At 41.1% G+C, this 14,558-nt stretch carries 16 protein-coding genes and 1 riboswitch; of the genes, 12 read left to right on the forward strand and 4 right to left on the reverse strand.

Features of this window, described 5'->3' with window-relative positions; genetic code table 11:
* Positions 1-99 precede the first annotated feature (99 nt).
* Positions 100-1,716 (reverse strand): HAMP domain-containing sensor histidine kinase, encoded by a 1,617-nt coding sequence (locus tag KHB02_RS02475; protein ID WP_213145484.1) that lies wholly within the window; start codon positions 1,714-1,716, stop codon positions 100-102.
* A complete protein-coding gene (locus KHB02_RS02480) occupies positions 1,706-2,422 on the reverse strand; it encodes a response regulator transcription factor (protein ID WP_213145485.1) in 717 nt (238 codons plus the stop codon). The genes KHB02_RS02475 and KHB02_RS02480 overlap by 11 nt, the downstream gene beginning before the upstream one ends.
* Before the next feature lie 237 nt (positions 2,423-2,659).
* Here KHB02_RS02480 and KHB02_RS02485 point away from each other — a divergent pair, with 237 nt between their 5' ends.
* The 6 genes from KHB02_RS02485 to KHB02_RS02510 all read left to right on the forward strand — a co-directional run bounded on the left by KHB02_RS02485 (position 2,660) and on the right by KHB02_RS02510 (position 7,638).
* Positions 2,660-3,820: an MGDG synthase family glycosyltransferase gene (locus KHB02_RS02485; RefSeq protein WP_241113676.1), complete on the forward strand. Its 1,161-nt coding sequence runs from the start codon at positions 2,660-2,662 to the stop codon at positions 3,818-3,820.
* Between the two features lie 22 nt (positions 3,821-3,842).
* On the forward strand, positions 3,843-4,508 hold the full coding sequence (locus tag KHB02_RS02490; protein ID WP_213145486.1) for a TVP38/TMEM64 family protein: 666 nt from the start codon (positions 3,843-3,845) through the stop codon (positions 4,506-4,508).
* 16 nt (positions 4,509-4,524) lie between these two features.
* Positions 4,525-5,214: a polysaccharide deacetylase family protein gene (locus KHB02_RS02495; protein WP_213145487.1), complete on the forward strand. Its 690-nt coding sequence runs from the start codon at positions 4,525-4,527 to the stop codon at positions 5,212-5,214.
* 144 nt (positions 5,215-5,358) lie between these two features.
* On the forward strand, positions 5,359-5,781 hold the full coding sequence (locus KHB02_RS02500) for a MarR family winged helix-turn-helix transcriptional regulator (RefSeq protein WP_213145488.1): 423 nt from the start codon (positions 5,359-5,361) through the stop codon (positions 5,779-5,781).
* 37 nt (positions 5,782-5,818) lie between these two features.
* Positions 5,819-7,150, forward strand: a complete 1,332-nt coding sequence (locus tag KHB02_RS02505; protein ID WP_241113677.1) for an MFS transporter — start codon at positions 5,819-5,821, stop codon at positions 7,148-7,150.
* A 41-nt stretch (positions 7,151-7,191) separates the two neighbouring features.
* On the forward strand, positions 7,192-7,638 hold the full coding sequence (locus KHB02_RS02510; protein ID WP_213145489.1) for a PaaI family thioesterase: 447 nt from the start codon (positions 7,192-7,194) through the stop codon (positions 7,636-7,638).
* A gap of 77 nt (positions 7,639-7,715) precedes the next feature.
* On the opposite strand, the gene KHB02_RS02515 is transcribed toward KHB02_RS02510, so the two are convergent.
* On the reverse strand, positions 7,716-8,018 hold the full coding sequence (locus KHB02_RS02515; RefSeq protein WP_213145490.1) for a hypothetical protein: 303 nt from the start codon (positions 8,016-8,018) through the stop codon (positions 7,716-7,718).
* A 193-nt stretch (positions 8,019-8,211) separates the two neighbouring features.
* On the opposite strand from KHB02_RS02515, the gene KHB02_RS02520 reads away from it, so the two are divergent.
* Positions 8,212-9,180, forward strand: coding sequence for an NAD(P)-dependent alcohol dehydrogenase (locus KHB02_RS02520; protein ID WP_213145491.1), 969 nt, complete (start codon positions 8,212-8,214; stop codon positions 9,178-9,180).
* A gap of 46 nt (positions 9,181-9,226) precedes the next feature.
* Here the strand turns inward: KHB02_RS02520 and KHB02_RS02525 are convergent, their stop codons facing one another.
* Positions 9,227-10,387 carry a histidine kinase N-terminal domain-containing protein gene (locus KHB02_RS02525; protein ID WP_241113678.1) on the reverse strand — a complete coding sequence of 387 codons (1,161 nt, stop codon included), beginning with the start codon at positions 10,385-10,387 and terminating at the stop codon, positions 9,227-9,229.
* A 159-nt stretch (positions 10,388-10,546) separates the two neighbouring features.
* A riboswitch (TPP riboswitch) is annotated at positions 10,547-10,656 on the forward strand.
* A gap of 149 nt (positions 10,657-10,805) precedes the next feature.
* On the opposite strand from KHB02_RS02525, the gene tenI reads away from it, so the two are divergent.
* Genes tenI through KHB02_RS02550 form a run of 5 tightly spaced genes read left to right on the forward strand, consistent with a single transcriptional unit; the run spans position 10,806 to position 14,525 of the window.
* Entirely contained in the window at positions 10,806-11,420 is a 615-nt protein-coding gene (gene tenI / locus KHB02_RS02530) for a thiazole tautomerase TenI (protein WP_241113679.1), read from the forward strand.
* The gene (gene thiO, locus KHB02_RS02535; RefSeq protein WP_213145494.1) at positions 11,404-12,540 is read left to right on the forward strand and encodes a glycine oxidase ThiO; all 1,137 of its coding nucleotides are present in this window, start codon (positions 11,404-11,406) and stop codon (positions 12,538-12,540) included. Before tenI ends, thiO begins: the two co-directional genes overlap by 17 nt.
* Complete coding sequence (gene thiS, locus KHB02_RS02540; RefSeq protein WP_213145495.1) at positions 12,537-12,740, forward strand: sulfur carrier protein ThiS; 204 nt, start codon at positions 12,537-12,539, stop codon at positions 12,738-12,740. Before thiO ends, thiS begins: the two co-directional genes overlap by 4 nt.
* Before the next feature lies 1 nt (position 12,741).
* Positions 12,742-13,509 carry a thiazole synthase gene (locus KHB02_RS02545; protein WP_213145496.1) on the forward strand — a complete coding sequence of 256 codons (768 nt, stop codon included), beginning with the start codon at positions 12,742-12,744 and terminating at the stop codon, positions 13,507-13,509.
* The gene (locus KHB02_RS02550) at positions 13,506-14,525 is read left to right on the forward strand and encodes a thiazole biosynthesis adenylyltransferase ThiF (protein WP_213145497.1); all 1,020 of its coding nucleotides are present in this window, start codon (positions 13,506-13,508) and stop codon (positions 14,523-14,525) included. Before KHB02_RS02545 ends, KHB02_RS02550 begins: the two co-directional genes overlap by 4 nt.
* The last annotated feature ends 33 nt before the right edge of the window (positions 14,526-14,558 follow it).

Below are 14,558 nucleotides of genomic sequence, written 5' to 3' on the forward strand. Positions count from 1 at the left end.
GATTTTCGGGGCTGTCGACTAAGTCGGCAGTCTTTTTTGTTTAATACGTAAATTCAAAAGCCAATAAAAAAGGACCGTTCCCAATTAACGATCCTTTCATTATTCATGTTCCTCATCAAGAGGCAATTCGATGATAATTTGAATGACTTGATTTTTATATTCAACACGAATGGTTCCTTGATGCAATTCAATGATACTTTTTGTGATCGCTAAGCCTAATCCAGCCCCAGACTTGTTGGAGGAACGTGAGGGATCCACCCGGTAGAAACGATCAAATAATCTAGCAACCTCCTCCTCAGAAAGGGAATCACATGGATTTGAAACAGAAATCTGAACAGAACGTTCATTTTTGACCAAATGAACATGAATTTTTCCAGGAGGGGTGCTATATTTGATGGCATTCGTTAACACATTTTCCAACGCGCGTACCATTTGATTCGGATCGACCTCCATCAGGATCGGTTCTTTTGGGAGAGTGCTGCTAAACATGACATCGTGATCTTTAGTGATCGGGTCAAGTTCATCCATTAGCTGTCTGAGCATCTGGTTTAGGCTAACCTTTTCTCTTTTGAGCTGGATACCTTCATACGTTAGACGGGTAAAATCGAATAAATTCTCGATTAAATTCTTTAATTGCTCTGATTTTCCATATGCGATATCAACGTATTCATCCAATTGTGCCTGGTTTATATAATGATGATCTTTTACTAGTCTCATATAGCCCATGATCGAAGTTAGGGGTGTACGTAAATCATGGGAAACATTGGTGATCAGCTCATCCTTTAATTTTTCAGTATGTCTTTGCCTTTCCATCATTTCGGTTAATTCAAAAGCCATGTAATTAATGTTGGTTGCAAGCGAACCTACTTCATCTTGACTTTTCTCCCGTATCCGATAATGTAAATTTCCCTTGGCGATTTCCGTTAAACCTAGCGCAATCTCCTCTATTTCCCTCATCTTTCGTTTGGTTATGAAATAATAACAGAGAATAAACGCGATAAGTCCAAGCAAATATGGAGTAACTCCCGTTTCTTTTTCATAAACAGATGTGGCTTTAGGGACGCCGCTTACAATTAAATAGCCTTTCCCGCCAGCATTGGTAATTGGATACATTCTTGTAATAATGGGCTGCTCATCATGCATCTTTTCACCAAGAGTCTTTTTGGCACTTTTCATTTCTTCGGACAGATTTACTTGAGTATCATGTGCTCCTGCTGATTTATACACAACCTTACCATCCGAATCCGTAATCAATACTTTGAGATTGTTTTGTTGCTTTAGTGTGTTAATTAAATATTGGATTAATTCATTCTTGGTTATTTGATAGAAAGCTTTCCCATTGTAAGGGACGATTAACCAGTCGTTTTCTTCTTTCACAGAAGGCGGTGCAGGCTGAAGAAATTGACTTTTAAAATCAGGATCTTGATCCCCTAATTCCCTTACGAGTTCGTTGATATCCTGGTTCATTTGGTTGAATTGTTTCACCAAATCACGTGCACTTTCCTCAATAGTGACAACCCCTTCGGTAAAATCGAGCCTACGGTCCTCGCTAACAAAGAAGGGGCTTGTGGCAAAACCGACAAATAAGGAAACAAGCGAACAAAAGGCAAATGCCATGATCAACTGAATGCGAATGCTTGTCTTTACTAAATGGACAAGTTTTCCAGAATGACTGCCTTTTCGATACGAGGAAGGGGACTGGTTCTTATTGTTCAATTTTATAGCCCACCCCCCAAACCGTTTTAATATACCGTGGTTTCCGCGGGTTATTTTCCAGTTTCTCGCGCAAATTTCGAATATGAACCATGACGGTGTTTTCCGATTCATAAAACGGCTCATTCCATACCTGTTCATAGATTTTTTCGGTACTAAACACGACTCCAGGATTGCGGGCCAACAGCTCTAGAATGGCAAATTCCCTTGGTGTTAGCTTTATGTCTTTCCCATCCACTTTAACCTCGTGTGTTGGAATATTAATGACTAGCTCATCAATCGAAATGACATCCTGCTGTTGGACTGTAGTTGCTTGTGGGCTTCCGTCCGTTTGATTTAACCGAAGATAACGACGAAGCTGCGACTTGATTCTTGCGACTAATTCCAAAGGCTGAAACGGTTTTGTGACATAGTCATCCGCTCCGGTAGTTAACCCCATGATCTTATCCATATCCTGCGATTTCGCAGATAACATTATGATCGGAACATTTCTGCTTTCTCTTATTTTCATGCAGGCATGAATTCCATCCAGCCGCGGCATCATGATATCCAATACAACCAAATGAACATTGTTCTCCTCGAGGTACTGTAATCCCTCGATCCCATCCGCTGCTTTTAAAACGGTATAACCTTCATTCGTAAGATAAATCCCGATTAAATCACGAATTTCCTTTTCATCATCAATAACGAGAATGGTTTCTTGGGCCATGTAAACCTCTCCTTTCTAACTTCCTAAAGTTTACTCCATTCCCCTTAAGAAAAAACAATGGAAATTCTGAAGAATTTCTGAAGTTGTACTTTATATCTTAAGAAAATCTTCAGAAGGAATCGCATTTTTCCTTAAGAAGTTTTTTGTAACATTATTGGTGTGATGGCCAGCTGATTTATTTGGGCACCTGGACCTATAGAACAAAAACACTTCAACAATATAAAGGAGTGGAGATGAATGAAAGATAAAATTTTAATATTAACTGGTAATTATGGTGATGGACATATTAAAGTAGCTCAAGCGCTTCATGAAGCGATAGCGATTCGATATCCGGATTTAGAACCGGTGATTGTTGACTTTATGGAATGGGTTCATCCTTATTCTAATCAAGTGAGCAGGTTTCTCTACCTCCAAGGTGTGAAAAAATTCCCGCAGCTGTATGGTTTTATTTATCAAAAAACACGCAAGGCAAACACTTTTTCTAAAATGATGAAGTCGATTTTCTCTACCGGACTTGGGCGGATGTTAGCATTGATGGAGGAAGTGAAACCGACTGTTGTAGTCAGTACGTTTCCTTTGGCAGCGGCAGTGATGTCCAAGTTGAAATCCTTCGGTTTAATTGATATTCCAAACGTCACAGCTATTACAGACCATACCAATCATAGCTGCTGGATTTATCCTTATACGGATCAATATATTGTTGGCTCTAAGCTGGTCCGTGATTCTCTGGTTGGTTTAGGAGTTGAAGAAAATCGCATCGCCGATACGGGAATTCCGATTCGGCAGCAATTTTCTCAGTTCATCGAACAGGAGGGAATTTTTCGAAAATATGATTTAGATCAGCACCTTCCTACAGTATTAGTCATGGGCGGCGGCTGCGGGATGATTGGTGATGGAAATTCCACCATACAGGAGATTGATGCATTACCGAATCCGGTACAATTAATCATTGTTTGTGGGCATAACGACAAGCTTCGTTTGCAATTAAAGGAAAAACTGAAGAATTCCAAGCATCGTATCCATCTCACTGGTTATATTAACTACGTTCATGAGTTAATGGCTATTTCCGATTTAATGATTACAAAGCCGGGTGGAGTCACAACGTTTGAAGCCATTGCAATGGAATTACCGATGCTTCTGTATAAACCAATCCCCGGTCAAGAACAGGATAACGCCAGATTTTTAGTTCAAGCAGGGGTGGCAGTTCAAGCTAAAACGGACCGTGATTTAAGCAAGCATTTGTCAAAATTACTAAGCAATCACGACCTGCTTCAACAGATGAGCGAGAATTCAAAACGATTTCATCCGAAAGAATCTGCGTTTGCATCAGCCGAAGTGATTAAGAAAACAAAAGAAAACAATAGCAGCCTGCAGAATCTAATCTATCTATTGGGTTGATTAGCTGCTAAGAAGGTGAAACATGGAGAATGTAATGAAAGAATCATCCAACATAAAAAATCCAATGGCTCGTTTACTATCATTTGGAAGCTTGTTGATCTTTTTACTACTAACCGGACTTTATTTATATTTCCTTCATACAGGAACGGCAAAAGAATGGCTGGAATCTATCCGCCATCTAGGGTTTTTCGGAATCATCCTGGGGATTATGATTCAAACAGTTGTCAATGTCATACCGGCACCCGGTGAATTCGTTTCGCTTTTTCTGATTGAAATATACGGACCCGTTGCGGGAGGTTTGTATTCCTGGATTGGCGGAATCGCTGGGGCAGTCCTTGCCTATTATTTATCTAATTGGATTGCCCGGCCAATCATTGAACCTTTGGCCAAGCCTTACCTGGAGAAAATAGATCACTGGCTGCAAAGACGAGGGGATGCTGGACTTTTGTTCATCCGTTTTGTCCCATTGGTGCCGTATCATTTTATTAACTATGCGGCAGGTATATTAGGAGTAGACAAACGGGCTTTTATCTGGACAACAGCCTTGGGGATATTGCCCTATACCATTTCGGTAAGCAGCCTATTTGCAGGGCTGCGATTTGGAAAATTGATGCCGTTTATCCTTGGTGGCACACTGTTTATTTTATCATCTGTGTTAAGTTTGGTTTTTAAAAGAAAGTTGGATTAGAAGGGGCGATTGAAGGATGTTTAACATCGTTCTTCTCATTTGTAGTTTTCTTTTTATATATTGGTTAATTCCTTATGTTCTAACGGCGGGATTTGGGATTGGTGTGTTAAAACGGAAATATGCCTCAGAAAAAATTGCCTTTACCTTTGACGACGGTCCGAATCCGATTTATACCCCACAGCTCTTGGACTTGTTAAAAATAAATAATATAAAAGCAACTTTTTTTGTCGTGGCATCGAAAGCGGAACAATACCCGGAGTTAATCGAAAGAATGCAAGCAGAGGGACATTTAATTGGCATTCATAATTACATTCATAAGTCTAACTGGATCATGGATCCATGGATGGTTCGGCGTCAGTTAGACAAGAGTGCTTCCGTCATTGAAAGAATTACGGGAGAACGGCCGATCTATTATCGTCCGCCGTGGGGATTGTTAAATGTATTTGATTTTTTTCTTTTGAAACGATATAAAATCATTCTATGGTCGTTGATGGCAGAGGATTGGCGCAGTAAGGGCGGCAGTGAGAAAGTGGAAAAAAGGCTTTTACATGGAATGAAAAATGGTGACGTCATCCTTTTGCATGATTGTGGAAAAACCATTGGTGCGGATGAAGAGGCTCCCGTGAATACCATTCATGCATTAAAAGCTGTTTTTAAAGAGGTCTCAAGCCGAGGTATTTCTTGTGTAAGAATTGATCAAATATAGCCGGAAATATCGACCAACTCCATCGGTAAGAGTTGGTTTTTTCGTTACCCAAATCATTTGCATACAAATCACTTGTATACAAATGAATTTGGATATGTTATATTCTTACTAATCAGAAAATTTGAATAATAGTGGTGGTGAATTATGGAAAAAGCTGATATCTGTGTTCATTTTCTACTTGGAAAAGCATTGCAAAAGGTGAATCAAGTAAGTAAATCCAAATTATCCCCGTACGGTGTGACACCAGTTCAATATGCACTGCTTCGTCAGCTGTGGAGAAAGGATGGACAATTTAGTTTTGAATTAGCTGAACGACTTCTGCTAGACAGTGCGACCATAACAGGGATTATCGACCGCTTGGAACAAAACGGGTTTATTGACCGACGTGTTGATCCGAATGATCGGCGAAACAAGCTAGTTTTTCTGACAGAGAAAGGGAGGTCGATGGAGGTTCCATTATGTCAGAAGATGGAAGAGATGAATGAGGAAGTGATGTCTGATCTAAATGATATGGAGATTCAACAATTTAAAAAAATACTTTATGACATAGGCATCAAGAATAAGTAATGTAGAAAAAAGACTATGAGCAAAGGATGGTGACAACTTGAACGATAGAATTATTATACCAATATGGGCAATTGGCTCGTTTTTGGTGCTTATGAACACAACCATGTTTAACGTTGCCCTCCCAACCATCATACACCAGCTACACATAACAGCTGGTGAGGGTTCCTGGATTGTTTCGGGGTATTCCATTGTGTTTGCGTTGTCAACTGTCATCTTCAGTCGATTATCCGATTATGTGTCTATCCGGAAGCTGTTGTTTGTTGGTTTGACCCTGCTTGGGGCAGCATCCCTAATGGGGTTTTTCACACATAGCTTCGCGATTCTATTGGCTGCCCGGTTGGTTCAGGCAAGTGGTGCCGGTGCCGTGCCGGGATTAGGTATTGTTCTTGCAAGCCGTTACGTGCCATTCGAGCGCCGTGGACGGGCCATTACCATTATCGCCTCAGGGTCGTCCTTGGCGTTTGCGTTAGGACCCGTAATTGGTGGCGTGATTACACAGTTTATGGGCTGGAATGGACTGTTTCTAATCACCAGTCTGGTCATACCATTGGTTCCGGTCCTGTGGAGGCTGCTGCCACAAGAAATCCATACAGAATTCAGCTTTGATATCCCTGGTGCCGCCCTTACCGCCATTGCCGTGGTATCAATATTGATAAGCGTCATGCAATTATCCATATGGTTCCTGCTCCTTAGCTTCGGTGCACTTGTAGCGAACATTTGGCACTTACGCAAAGCAAAAAATCCATTTGTACTCCCCAACTTGTTTCATCATCATGGTTACCGCAAACTTTTGGTTGTTAGTTTTTGTGCTTTTATTCTGAATATGTCGATGCTCTTTATGCTGCCTTTATTGTTAGCGGATGGGTTTCATATGCCTGCAGGAGCTGTAGGGTTGATGATGTGTCCAGGATCGTTATTATCCGCCCTTATGATAAGGCGGGTCGGAAGATGGATTGACCAGTATGGTAACTACCGCTTCCTCATAATCGGGCATTTTCTTATGGCTGCAAGTATCATTATGATGACATTGCTGGTACAAGTATCGCCATACATCATAATGTTTGGTTATATCATATTCGCTCCGGCTCTTTCGACGATAATATCTGCTTTATCCAATGAGGTATCTCGCATTTTAGCCAAGGATCAGATTGGTTCTGGTATGGGGTTAAGTCAACTCAGCCAATTCTTTGGAGGGTCATTAGCAGTCGCAATTTGTGGCGTATTAATCAGCTGGCAAGCGAAAATACCTTTCATTTCCTCATTTCAGCACATTTATTTGCTGTTAATAGTCGTTCTTCTGGGATCGATCTCAATCCTATTTTGGTATGGAAAGCGAGCCCATAAAGGAGAAATCAATATTCAAGTTTAATAGAATTAAATTTTTAAAATTATATTTGGAAGGTGAATAGTATGAGTCGCTTAGAAGGTATGAAGAAAATGATGACAGGTGAAGTACCTATTGCACCAGTAGCGGAAGTACTTGGGTTTCAAGTGGTAGAGGTGGAGGAAGGCAGAGTTGTGATTGAAATGGAAGTTTCTGATCGGTTACATAACCCAATGGGGACGCTGCACGGCGGGATTCTGTGTGACATTGCGGATGCTGCGATGGGATATGCTTTTGTCACAACGCTCTCAGACGACGAACTGTTTACGACAGTTGAAATTAAATTTAATTTCCTTAAACCGATTTTTAAAGCGAAGCTTAGAGCAGAGGGGAAACTCATTAAGAAAGGCTCTACAGTGGGATTGCTGGAATGTCATGTATATGACGAAAAAGGAAGTCTAGTAGGGCATTCTACTAGTACATGTATGATATTAAAAGGAAATCCGGAACGAAAGCGAGTTCAGCTAAAATAAACCATGGGGACGGTTCTCATGCTTCCAAACCATGAGAACCGTCCCCGTGCGTCACCACTTGTGAATTTTGGTGGGGATTAATCGTAGCGGACTTGGTCTTCTCCTTCCACAATTAACTCCAATTCTGTTAAAAAGTTGAGTTGAAGCGGTGCCGGTAAACGCTCGATTATATCACTGATTTCAGGAAGATTTTCTGCATCATTGATAGTGGCTGGCGGTTGGTCCAATTGCTGAAACCAAATCTTTAATTCGTCAATAAACTCATAAAAATGCCTTTCAAACCGTTCGGCACATTCTTCACTTTCATCCTCTAGAGCGTTCTTCATCATTTCCCAATCCAGAAGGGCGGCTTCCAATTTCTCGTAAACAAGATTTATCACATTATCACTCCTTGGCTCTTAGTATCTAAGCGAAAGCTTAACAACAAGGCGTTCCTTGAACAAATACTGCTATGGTTTTGAGTATACAGAAGCAAACCTTTTAAGACAAAGGATTCGTCACTTGTTATGACTTTTGGTCTAATCTAAACTGCACAAGTCATATGCATGAAGATAACGGAATTGAGGTGTGGGAATGAAAGCAGTTGTGTCCACAAAGTACGGTACTCCCGATGTTCTTATTTTAGGAGAGGTAGAAAAACCTATGCCTAAAGATGATCAGGTACTAGTAAAGGTCCACGCAGCATCTTTGAATTTTGGCAATCTAGTTCTTTTAAAAGGTGAACCGTTCTTAGCACGCTTTGCTTTTGGTCTGCTAAAACCAAAATACTCCATACCCGGAGGCGACATAGCAGGCCAGGTTGAGGCAGTAGGCAAAGATGTTACCCAGTTTCAACCAGGACAAGAGGTGTTTGGAGACCTATCCGCCTGTGGTTGGGGCGGTTTTGCTGAATATGTATCTGTTCCAGAAAAAGCATTAGCGTTAAAGCCGGAAAAACTGTCATTTGAGGAAGCCGCGGCGGTACCAATGGCAGCGGTCACAGCCTTACAAAGCATGCGCGATAAGGGTAAGATTCAAGCAGGACAAAAGGTTTTAGTCAATGGGGCGTCTGGCGGTGTAGGGACTTTCGCCGTTCAGATTGCCAAGTCCTTTGGTGCAGAGGTAACGGGGGTTTGCAGCACAAGAAATATAGATATTTTGCAGTCACTCGGTGCTGATCATGTGATTGATTATACAAAAGAGGATTTTACTAAAAAAATGACAAAATATGATCTGATTCTTGGGGTGAACGGACATCATCCGATTACTGATTATAAACAGGCCTTAACGAATAATGGAATTTTCGTTCATGTAGGAGGTTCAGGGGCTCAAATGTTTCAAGCAATGACGCTGGGGCCTTGGTTCTCCCTCTTTGGAAATAAAAAAATGGGCAGCTTTTTACAGAGGCAGAACCAAAGTGATTTAAATTTCATAAAAGAGCTTATCGAAGCTGGAAAAATTACACCAGTCATTGATAAAAGGTTTAAATTAAGTGAAATTCAGGAAGCATTCAAGTATTTTGAACAAGGGCATGCTCAAGGTAAGGTAGTTATTACAATTTGAAAACTATTAATTAAAAAATGCACCGTTTTTGCGGTACTTTTTAATTCTAATTCTGTTTAATAGGAAATGTAAGTTGAAAGGTAGTTAAGTGATTATCTGATATACATTCTATTTCACCGTGATGTTTCTCAACAATATTCTTACAAACGAATAAGCCGATACCTGTGCCTAGTTTCTTAGTAGTGAAGAAGGGTTCGAAAATTAATTGTACTGCTTCAAGATCGATAGTGGGGCCATTATTAGAAATACGAATTTTGATTTGGTAATCTTCTATATTTGTTTGAATATCAATTTTTCGCAGATTTTCTTCTTCACACACAGCGTCAACTGCATTTATTAATAGGTTTAGAAAAACTTGTTTTAACTCATTCCGATCGCCAGTAATACAAATATCAGCATCGATATTTGTATGAATTTGGACATTGCCATCGACGATGCTTGGATATAGGAAATCAAGCACTTCTTCTATTAATAAATGGATGGTAATGTCTTCATTCTGGCTTTCTGCCAGCGTGTTCAGTTTTGATGTATGAAGGAACTGAGTAATTCTGAACTTAAGTTGATCTAATTCTTGGCTGACGACATCTAAATATGGTAGATTAGGATGCTCGTGCTTTAATAGTTTTATAAAGCCCATAACGGAAGTGAGCGGGTTGCGAAATTCATGAACAAAGCTAGAAGACATTTGTCCAAGAATCGCCAACCGGTCCTTATGTGTTTGGGAAATAAATAAATTTTGTTCTTGTAGTTTCTTATCTTTGATTTCGGTGTACTTAGAAACAGCATAGAAACAGAATAAATCGAACTGTTTATTGACCAAGTCAATAATTGTCTGGAAATCTTCAGGCATGAGTCCGGAAAGGTTTAGGTATTTAATAATAATACTCCTACCCAGATTAACATTATAAACAAACTCCCCAATATTGATATTGGCCTCGACCCGTTCCAGGGCTACTTTGTGCGCCAATAATTTAACATCTTCTTCCGAGAATCCATTTAACATAGAATTTGTTATGAGATGGTACATTAAATGACCGTTCTTTAATATTAGCTCTGGTTTATCCCGGTAATGATGGATAATAATTTGCTCTTCCCAAAAATGTATAAACTTTTGTTCATTCTCAATTAGAAATTGGCCAACTTTTTTATCCATACACAGCCTGCTTTCCACTATTATAATGAGATTATAGCATAAAGTTTGAGGCATAGGGACGGTTCTCGTGCCTCAAAATAGGTGTAAATAAGAAATATTTCAAAGCAATTTGATGAAATGTACGAGCAAATATTAAGTTTGAAATGTTTGACTTTTTAGAATAAAATGTTACCATATATCCATATAAGGTAATCTTTTTAAATGAATATGAATCAAATCCGCTAGAGGTGCCTTTTTGAAAAGGCTGAGATTGAAGTGTGACTTCGGGACTCTATGAACCTGATCTGGTTAATGCCAGCGTAGGGAAGTGGACAACGGGATTTTTGGAGAGCAAAATTTTTATTTCTAAATTTCGGCCACTTTCTTACAAAAGGAAGTGGCTTTTTGTATTGCTTGTTTTGCGCTTCCTTAGACCAGCGAAATCCATTCAAAGGGGGGGAGTTGTATTTTTACTAGTCTAAAAGAAAAAGAGTTGCATCTTATATCCAATGGTAAAATGTCGATCCACCGATTGGCTGAAATAGCGAAGGATATTCATCCATTTGTAACTGCGCTACACTTGCGGGAAAAACAAAAATCAGCAAAGGAACTTTTTCAAGCAGTCGAACTTTTAACAAATGAAAACGTCCCTCCATCAAAAATCGTGATTAACGATCGGGTAGATGTTGCAATCGTGGCAAAGGCCCTTGGTGTTCAATTAGCCTATCATAGTTTAGATACAGCCTGTGTAAAGGTGCATTTTCCTCAACTTAGGGTCGGGACTTCCATTCACTCCTATGAAGAAGGACAAAATGCAAAGGAGAAAGGAGCTGATTTCGTTCTATACGGTCATGTCTTCCCTTCGCAATCAAAACCAGGAAAGACCCCAAAAGGGCTAGAGGAATTAACACGGCTGTCACAGCTGAACATTCCGGTGATTGCCATTGGCGGGATAACGCCGGAGAATACGGAAGAGGTCCTACAGGCAGGGGCATCGGGTATCGCTGTCATGTCAGGTGTTTTAGATGCCCGGGACCCCTTATTAGCCGTAAAGTCTTACATACATGCATTTAGAGATGGAGGTGGGAAATATGGATCATACATTTGATGTTGCCATAATTGGAGGTGGTGTTAATGGAGCCTCGATTGCCTATCAGTTATCAAAGCTAGGAAGAAAAGTCATCATTATTGAGAAAGAACAAATCGGCTGCCAAGCATCAAGTGCTGCCGCCGGAATGCTGGCTGCGCAAGCTGAACTTGAATATGACGGTCCATTATTTCAGTTGGCGATAAAAAGTCAAGCAATGTTTTCGGCTCTCGCTAATGAATTATTGGAAACTACTGGTGTGGACATCGAGTTTGTCAATAAAGGGATGTTAAAAATTGCAGAAACCGAAGACATGGCAGAAGAAGTAATAAGACAGGTCACCTTTCAAAAGAAATGGGATCCTACCATAAAATGGCTGGATGCGAAGGAATTACGAGAAATGGAACCGTCACTTTCACCAAGCGTACCTGGAGCGATGTATCTCCCGAACGACGGGCATGTACAGCCTGCAAAGTTAACGCAGGCGTTCGCAAAAGCGGCGGTCCATTTTGGTGCTAAAATACTTGAAAACACCGAAGTGCTATCTTTTCTTTATCAAAACGGTCAGGTGATAGGGGTGCAAACCACGAACGGAACCATCCTTAGTGATAACTTTGTTGTTGCGGCCGGTGCTTGGGCGGCCCAATTAATGCGTGAATCTGGTTTAGAGATGAACATGTATCCTGTTAAAGGTGAATGCTTTTCCGTTAAAACAGAAAGGCCAATTATCAATAGAACCATTTTTTCAGACAAACGCTGCTATCTTGTACCAAAAAAGAATGGAGAAATTTATATTGGTGCGACAATGATTGAACATACATTCGATAAAAAGGTAACAGCAAAAGGAATTGCCACTTTACTGGAAAGAGCAACCCAAATCATACCGCAAATTAAAGAGGCAGCGTGGGAGCGGGTGTGGGCTGGAATTCGGCCACAGACAGGTGATGGACTGCCTTACATTGGCGCGCATCCGAGGTGGAAGAATTTGTTTGTGGCAGCAGGGCATTTCCGCAATGGGATTCTACTTAGCCCGATTACAGGGAAACTAGTGGCTGAATTAATCGAAGGCAGCCTGAAAGATGAGAATCTGCTATCAGCTTTCAGGCTCGACAGAAATATGTTGGTAGGAGGTAAACCATGAAGGTATTCTTAAATGGCGAATGGACCCAATTATCAGACAGTATGGTATTTGTTTCAGATGTTCTTCAGCATTTTGAAATCCATGATAAAGTCGTTGTGGTCGAAGTAAACGGTGAAATTTTAACCAAGCTGGAACACCAAAGTACTAGACTAGCAGATAAAGACCGAATTGAAATAGTCCATTTTGTAGGAGGCGGTTGATATGTTAAAAATTGGTCCATTATCCTTCCAATCTCGTTTATTGCTTGGGACAGGGAAGTATCCAAGCTTTGACATCCAAAAGCAGGCGGTCGAAGTGTCCGAAGCAGAAATCCTTACATTTGCAGTAAGACGGATGAATATTTTTGAAGTCAGCCAGCCGAATTTTTTAGAGCAGCTAGATACCAATAAATATACGCTGCTGCCAAACACTGCAGGAGCGAAAACAGCTGCAGAGGCTGTCCGAATCGCTAAGTTAGCGAAAGCATCAGGCTTATGCGACATGATTAAAGTGGAAGTGATCGGCTGTGATAAAACGTTACTTCCTGACCCGATTGAAACGCTAAAGGCCACCGAAGAATTGGTGAAGGAAGGCTTTATTGTACTCCCTTATACCTCTGACGATGTGGTGCTAGCCCGGAAACTTCAAGAAGCAGGCTGCCATGCTGTCATGCCAGGGGCGTCGCCAATAGGATCTGGGCAGGGTATTATCAATCCGGTAAACCTCCAGTTTATTATCGAACAAGCCGTTGTACCAGTGATTGTCGATGCGGGAATCGGCTCACCAGGCGATGCCGCTTATGCGATGGAGCTAGGAGCAGACGGTGTGTTATTAAATACCGCAGTTTCAGCAGCAAAGGATCCGGTTAAAATGGCAAAAGCGATGAAATTGGCGATTGAAGCGGGAAGGCTTGGTTATGAAGCGGGCAGAATCGAGAAAAAGCGATATGCGACAGCCAGCAGCCCTAAGGAAGGAATGAGTATCGGGTGAATAATCGATACTCTAGGCAAGAGTTGTTTCCGCCGATAGGAAAAGACGGCCAGCAGCAAATTTCCAATAAACACGTACTCATCATTGGAGTTGGAGCACTTGGATCTGCAAGTGCCGAAGCACTCGTCCGGGCTGGCATCGGCAAAATCACCATCGTGGATCGTGATTATGTCGAGTGGTCCAATTTACAGCGGCAGCAGTTATTTACAGAGGAAGATGCGAAAAATCGAATTCCAAAAGTGATCGCGGCCAAAAATCGGTTAACAGCGATAAACTCATCTGTGAACATTGAGGCCATCATTGCAGATGCTTCAGCCCTAGAGCTTGAAGACTGGGCAAAAGAAGCAGATCTGATGATGGATGCAACGGATAATTTTGAAACAAGAATGATGATAAATGATGTCTCGCAAAAAGCCGGAGTTCCCTGGATTTACGGTGCTTGTGTGGGCAGCTACGGCATTTCCTACACAATCATTCCTGGAAAAACGCCTTGCCTTTCTTGTTTGCTTGAAACAGTTCCTTTGGGAGGGTTAACCTGTGACACGGCCGGAATAATTAGTCCAGCCGTAAACATGGTTGTCTCGTTCCAAATAAGTGAAGCATTGAAAATCTTGGTCGGAGATGTGGACTCATTAAGAAACAAGCTCGTTTCCTTTGATTTATGGAAAAATCAATATAGCGCCATTCAAGTAGATAAGTTGAAAAAGATGGATTGTCCTTCTTGCGGGCCGCAGCGCTCGTACCCTTATTTATCCTTTGAAAATCAAACAAAAACGGCGGTCCTTTGTGGAAGGGATTCGGTTCAAATACGTCCCGCCGTTCCAATGGTGCGCGACCTTGAAGCGTTAGAAAAAATATTGGAGAAACAAACTGGAGCTGTACAGAGAAACCCGTACCTTCTCTCCTATACCGTGAATGCTAACCGCTTAGTCATTTTTAAAGACGGAAGAGTTTTGGTACACGGCACGAAGGATGTTTCGGAAGCGAGAGTGCTGTACCATAAATATTTGGGGTAAAGGGTAGTGAAACGATCGGGAAATTAATTGTCA

Source organism: Neobacillus citreus (assembly GCF_018343545.2).
GTDB lineage: Bacteria > Bacillota > Bacilli > Bacillales > Cytobacillaceae > Neobacillus > Neobacillus citreus.

Coding starts and splice junctions, on each gene's coding strand:
- KHB02_RS02480 (WP_213145485.1), bottom strand. CDS start 2,422: ATGGCCCAAGAAACCATTCTCGTTATTGATGATGAAAAGGAAATTCGT.
- KHB02_RS02485 (WP_241113676.1), top strand. CDS start 2,660: ATGAAAGATAAAATTTTAATATTAACTGGTAATTATGGTGATGGACAT.
- KHB02_RS02490 (WP_213145486.1), top strand. CDS start 3,843: ATGGAGAATGTAATGAAAGAATCATCCAACATAAAAAATCCAATGGCT.
- KHB02_RS02495 (WP_213145487.1), top strand. CDS start 4,525: ATGTTTAACATCGTTCTTCTCATTTGTAGTTTTCTTTTTATATATTGG.
- KHB02_RS02500 (WP_213145488.1), top strand. CDS start 5,359: ATGGAAAAAGCTGATATCTGTGTTCATTTTCTACTTGGAAAAGCATTG.
- KHB02_RS02510 (WP_213145489.1), top strand. CDS start 7,192: ATGAGTCGCTTAGAAGGTATGAAGAAAATGATGACAGGTGAAGTACCT.
- KHB02_RS02520 (WP_213145491.1), top strand. CDS start 8,212: ATGAAAGCAGTTGTGTCCACAAAGTACGGTACTCCCGATGTTCTTATT.
- KHB02_RS02525 (WP_241113678.1), bottom strand. CDS start 10,387: ATGCCTCAAACTTTATGCTATAATCTCATTATAATAGTGGAAAGCAGG.
- thiO (WP_213145494.1), top strand. CDS start 11,404: ATGGATCATACATTTGATGTTGCCATAATTGGAGGTGGTGTTAATGGA.
- thiS (WP_213145495.1), top strand. CDS start 12,537: ATGAAGGTATTCTTAAATGGCGAATGGACCCAATTATCAGACAGTATG.
- KHB02_RS02545 (WP_213145496.1), top strand. CDS start 12,742: ATGTTAAAAATTGGTCCATTATCCTTCCAATCTCGTTTATTGCTTGGG.